Source organism: Actinomycetota bacterium (genome assembly GCA_040754375.1).
Classification (GTDB): domain Bacteria; phylum Actinomycetota; class Acidimicrobiia; order Acidimicrobiales; family AC-14; genus JBFMCT01.
On record JBFMCT010000040.1, the window covers coordinates 23149 to 28374 of the forward strand.

5 protein-coding genes are annotated in these 5226 nt (G+C 75.0%); all 5 read right to left on the bottom strand.

Annotation, left to right across the window (positions count from 1 at the left end; translation table 11 throughout):
* Positions 1–167: 167 nt before the first annotated feature.
* The 5 genes from AB1673_14320 to AB1673_14340 are packed head-to-tail and all read right to left on the bottom strand — an operon-like array spanning position 168 to position 5056.
* Entirely contained in the window at positions 168–1253 is a 1086-nt protein-coding gene (locus tag AB1673_14320; protein MEW6155139.1) for a hypothetical protein, read from the bottom strand.
* Positions 1250–2008, bottom strand: a complete 759-nt coding sequence (locus AB1673_14325) for a hypothetical protein (protein MEW6155140.1) — start codon at positions 2006–2008, stop codon at positions 1250–1252. The genes AB1673_14320 and AB1673_14325 overlap by 4 nt, the downstream gene beginning before the upstream one ends.
* A gap of 20 nt (positions 2009–2028) precedes the next feature.
* Complete coding sequence (locus tag AB1673_14330) at positions 2029–2643, bottom strand: hypothetical protein (protein ID MEW6155141.1); 615 nt, start codon at positions 2641–2643, stop codon at positions 2029–2031.
* Entirely contained in the window at positions 2640–3317 is a 678-nt protein-coding gene (locus tag AB1673_14335; protein MEW6155142.1) for a hypothetical protein, read from the bottom strand. Before AB1673_14335 ends, AB1673_14330 begins: the two co-directional genes overlap by 4 nt.
* A 20-nt stretch (positions 3318–3337) precedes the next feature.
* Positions 3338–5056: a copper resistance protein CopC gene (locus AB1673_14340; protein ID MEW6155143.1), complete on the bottom strand. Its 1719-nt coding sequence runs from the start codon at positions 5054–5056 to the stop codon at positions 3338–3340.
* Positions 5057–5226 lie beyond the last annotated feature (170 nt).

The following is a 5226-nucleotide window of genomic DNA, read 5'->3' on the forward strand; positions in this document are numbered from 1 at the left end:
CAAGCGGCCCGTCGGGTCGCGGCCGGGGGCCAGCAGCGCGGGCCGGGCGAACAGCAGGACGGACCCGGCCACCAGCACGGCGGCCATTACCGGCCCGCTCGTCAAGAGGCGGCGGGCGGGGGCCTGCGGGCCGGCGGTGGGTGCGAGCGAGCCGCTCGTCGGGGGGTTCACCGGCCGGCCACCGCCACGCCCGAGGCCAGGGGGTCGTTGGCCGTGGCCCCCAGGTTCCGGAGGGCGAGGAACCCTCCGGCCAGGAGGCCGAAGCCGATGCCCAGGCACACGGGCACCGCGGCCCGGGCGAAGTCGACGGGCAGCGACGTCGGCACCTGGGAGTACGCGAGGTTGAGCAGGTCGCCCACCCCGCTGACGAAGCCCAGCACCATGCCCACGGCCATGGCCGCGTAGGCCCCGACCGCCTTGCGCTGCTGGAGGGCACCGATGGCCCACAGACCGCCGGCGAGGGCGGCGATCTCGAGCACGCCCGCGAGAGCAGCCCGGGCCAGCCCGGCGGCCACCGACCCGCCGGCCGCGGTGGCCGCCCCGTAGAGGCGCACGGCGTCCACCGCCAGCAGCACGGCCAGCGCCCCGCTCATGAGGCCGGCCCACCGGCGGCTGTTGGCGGCGGCCACGGTTGCCCCGAAGAGGACGGCGGCGGCCGCGAACCACGGCCAGGCCGCCGGCCCGGGCACCCAGGCGATGCGCCCGGTGATGACGATCGAGCTCCCGTCATGGGTGAACGGGACGATCCAGCGGCTCACCACGGTCTGGGCGACACCGGGGTTCTGGCGCACCGACTCGGGGTCGGACTGGCCCCAACGGATGCGGTGGTCCGGCCAGGAGACGCTGCGGCCGCCGGACCGTCGGTGCCACTCGGGCGGGGCTGTGGGGTCGGCCTCGGGGGGCAGGCTGACGAGCACCCCAGGCCGGGTCTCGCGGTCCTGGTACAGCGAAGGCGACCGGCGGTTCTCGAAGACGCCGGCCGGCCCCACCCGCAGATAGGGCTCGTTCTGGTACCCGAGCACGACCAGGTCGGCGCCCGTGTCGTTCACCGCCTCGAACCGGCCACCGAGGTCGCGGACCCGGAATGTCAGCCCCGCGACCGGCGGCGAGATGCCCGTGATCTCGGTGCGGTAGTTCGTCGCCTCCACCCCGCCGATGGCGTGGGCCGCGGCCGGGCTGGCCCACAGGCCGACCATGAGGGCGGCCATGGCCGCCACCGTCACCCCCCGAGCCACCGGCCCCCGCCCGCTCATCTGCCGCCCTTGGCCGGCCGGGCCCGGCGCCAGAGAGCGGGCGCGGCCCAGATGACCACGGCCAGCCCCGCGGTGACCGCGGCCGTGATCGCCAGCCGGGTGGCCTCGTCGGTCCCGGCCGTGTCGCTGGGGCGGGCCACCGGGGGCGCCACCGCCAGCAGGTGGCCCGGCCGGGTGAACGCCCCCCCGATCTGCCCGAGGTCCTGCACAGGCCGGAACTCGAGCGGGGCCCACGTCCGGCCGTCGGACGAGAAGAGCAGAGCCTGGGCCGGCTCGGGTACCACGACGAACACGTCACCCGGCACGGCCAGCTCGGTGACCTCCCGCCCCGAGGGCGCGTAGGCCATATCCACCCGGTAGGCGTTGCCGTCAGGGCCGAGGCTGGCCGGCGGCGGGGCCAGGGTGGCGGGGTCGAGGGGTGTGACGGTCACCACCACCCGGGCGTCCTCGGCGTTGGGCGGGAAGGCGCCCGCGGCGAAGCTGAGGATGACCTGGCCGTCCTCGCTCGACCCCGAGGCGTTGGGCGAGCCCATAGGACCGAGGGCGACCTCGAACGTGCTGGACCGCGGCGGCTGGTTGCCGGCTCGGAACTCGGGAGGAGGGTCGACCCACCGGTAGGGGGTGGGCGGGGCGAAGCCGTCGAACAGGGGCCGGCCCGTGCCCGAGCGGTAGGACACGACGGCCACGGCCGCGTAGATCACGGCCAGGACGAGGCCGGTACGCAGCGGGGACGGAGCAGGGCGAGTGGCCCTCACGAGCGGAGCACCCTCACTTACTACTCGGTCCCCGGCTCGACGACGTTGAAGGCGACGGCCACGATCACCCGGTTGGCGAAGGGGGCGTGATCGGTGGCCACGAACTCGGCCTGGAGGTTGTGGGGCCCAGGGGCCAGGTCGGTAATCTCCTGGCTCGTCCCGTAGGTCATGGAGATCAGCCGGCCGTCGAGGGTCACGTGGATGTGGCCCTCGTCACCCCTCAGCGCCCGGCCCACGGACTCCTCGTCGGACAGCACCCGGGCGCCGATGAGGTTGAGCTCGAGCAGGAAGTCGGGCCCCACGTTCTGATTGGGGGTGGGCTGGACGATCTCCAGCCGGGCCTCGGTGGAAGGCCGGGCGGCCGCCGGACCGGACTCGGGCCCGCACGCCCCGAAGGTGACGATGGCGGCCAGTACCGCGGGCAGGGCCCAGCGGCTGGCCTTGGCGGTGGTGTTCATGGTGGACCTCCTCCACGGACGAAAGAGCACGATGCCGATCAGGGCGCTGATCCCGACCGAGGTGTAGGACTGCGCGGGTGTGCAGTCCCCGACGTGGGCCAGGGCCGGGCGGGGGACGGCGGCCAAGGCCAGGGCGGCGGCCATCACCGGCAGGGCGCGCCGCCCCGGCCCGTTCACCAGTCCTGCCCGTCGGGGCGCTGGCGCTCGTCGCCCGCCGCTTTGGGCTTGCGCATGGCCAGCGTGAGCCCGCCCGAGGCCATGGCCATGGCCATGACCGACAGTACGAGGGCCACCGTGGCCCGCCCCTCGTCGGCGTCGGCCACGGGTTCTCCCGGGCCTGGCGGGCCGCCGTTGCCGTCCCCGGGGGCGGTTGTGGTGGTCGGGGCCGGCTCGTCGGTGGCGGGCGGGGCCACGATGGGTGGGGCCCCATCGGCCACCGCCAGGGCAGTCACCTCCGACTGGGTGCTCGTGCCGTCGGCGTAACCGAGGGTGACCTGGTAGGACACGGCCCCAGGCTGGGCGAAGCCTTCTACGTCGAACCCGAACTGCTCGAACCGGTCGGGCCGCACGGCCCCCCCCGACCACGTGATCGAGGTGTGCGAGAGCGTCGAGGTCCACCCTTGGGGGTCGCGTGCGGCATGGCCGAAGCGGCCGTTGGCGGGGGCGTCGATGGTGACTCGGTTCAGGTCGACCCTCTTCTCGTTGGCCACGCTCAGCACCAGGAAGGCGGGCCTGTTCGTGGGCACGGCGTAGGGGCTGATCTCCTCGTGGGCCCACGCCGGTGTGCCGGCGAGGAGACCGACGACGGCCGTGATCACCACGGTGGCGGCGAAGGCGGTAGATCTTCTCATCTGGCAGCGCTCCTTTGAGCTCACTGTCCCCCGTCTCGGAGACGGAAGTCGAAGGTGGTCGAGAGGCCCTCGACCGACGGTGTCGAAACGTCGAGGCCGTAGAGGCCGGGGGCGGCAAAGTCGGTGTCGGCCACGAAGTGGCCCGGGGATATGAGGCGTGGCTCCAGCGCCTGGGAGCTCCCGTCGGGAGTGGTGAGAGTGACCTCGAGGTTGGCCACCTCGGCCGCGGCCAGGCCCCGGTCGGTCACGAACGTGACGTGGACCTCGTTCTCACCCAGGCGGGTGGGGTCGATGTAGAGGTGGACGACGTAGTCCCCGGCCCGGTTCTCCTGGTTGACCGGGCCCCTGGCGGCCAGGGCCAGGGAACGCCCGGGGACGAGGGCCACCAGGGTGGCGGCCAGGGCTACGGCCCCGGCCAGGACGAGTACCTCGGCCCTGCTCGTGCGCTCGAACGAGGACACCGCCGGGCCGGCGGTGGCGGGCTGGGCGAGCTGGCTGGTGGTCCGCCAGCGATGGCCGGCGGCCAGGGCCAGGGCGACGGCCAGCAACGCCACCTTGGCGGCCACCAACCGCCCGAACGTGACTTCCCACAGGTCGGACACGGCCCCGAACCCGCCGGCGGCCACGACTGTCCCGGTCACGGCGACGACCCCCGCGGAAGCGGCCGCCAAGCGGCCGAACCGGCGCACCAGCAGGGCCAGCAGCGCGGGCCGGTCGGGCGCGGGAAGCCGGCGCCAGGCCGAGCTGCCGAGGACCGCCAGCGCCCCCAGGCCGCCGGCCCAGACCCCGGCGGCCAGCAGGTGCAGGGCCAGGCTGGGCACGACCACGGCCGGGGCCGCGAAGGTCCGGGCATGGCCGTTGAGGGCCGTGGCCCCGCACAGCCCGGCGGCTACGACCGCCCCGACCGCGATCCACGCCCGGGGCGGGGCGCCCAGCAGGCGGCGCCGGGCTACGAGGGCAGCCACCGGCAGCCCCATGAGCAGGGCGAGAGCCATCTGCACCCTCCACAGCCGCCCGAAGCTCGTCCCCAGCAGGTCCGAGAGCACCACCGGGCGAGCCGACTCGGCCAGCGACAAGCCCGAGACGGTGGCCGCCTGGAAGACCAGGACGGCGCCGCCCGAGACCACCAGGACGGCCCACGACGCGGGCACGGCCCGGCGGAAGGTCCGCCTGAACCCGTCGGCCGCCGGGGAAGCGCCGAGGCCGGCGTCGGTGACCGCCGGCGTCCACACCCACCGGCGAGCGGCCACCAGCCCGACGATGGCCATGATGGCCGAGAACCACAGGAACCGAGCGACGCCGTAGCCCAAGGTGACCACCGCCGGGGGCCCGGTGTCCACCGGGACAGCGACGGCCGAGATCGTGGACGGGCGGACGACGAAGAACCCGAACCCACCCCGCACGGGATGGCCGTCGGCCGAGGTGACGCGCCAGGTGACGGTGTAGGTCCCCTCCGTGAAGTCGGCCGGGACCACCACCTGGCGGTTGCCGTCACTGCGGCTGATGGCGCCCGAGTCCACCCGGTTGCCGTCCACGTCGAAGACGCGCACGGCCCCGAAGGTGACCTCTACGGGCTCTGAGAAGTTGAGGCGCACGGCCGCGGGCGCAGTGTCGACGGTGGTCTGGGGCGCCGGTTCGGTCCGCAGCAGCACGGCATGGGACCAGGCCGGTGAGGCCCAGAGCACGATGGCACCGAGGAGCACCGCGCCCGCCGCGCCGGCGCGGCGGGTTGCTGGCATCGGCCCTCGCTGGAACTGGTGCCGGGCGACGGTTGGCCGCCGGGCGGGTCGGCTGGGGTCAGGCAGCCAGCGGCGGGGCCCGGGGCCGGGCCGGCGACACCACGGCGAACGCTGTGGCCCGGGCTGGCGGCAGGGGCGGCTGCAACGGCGCCGGCCGGCGCCGGGGGAGG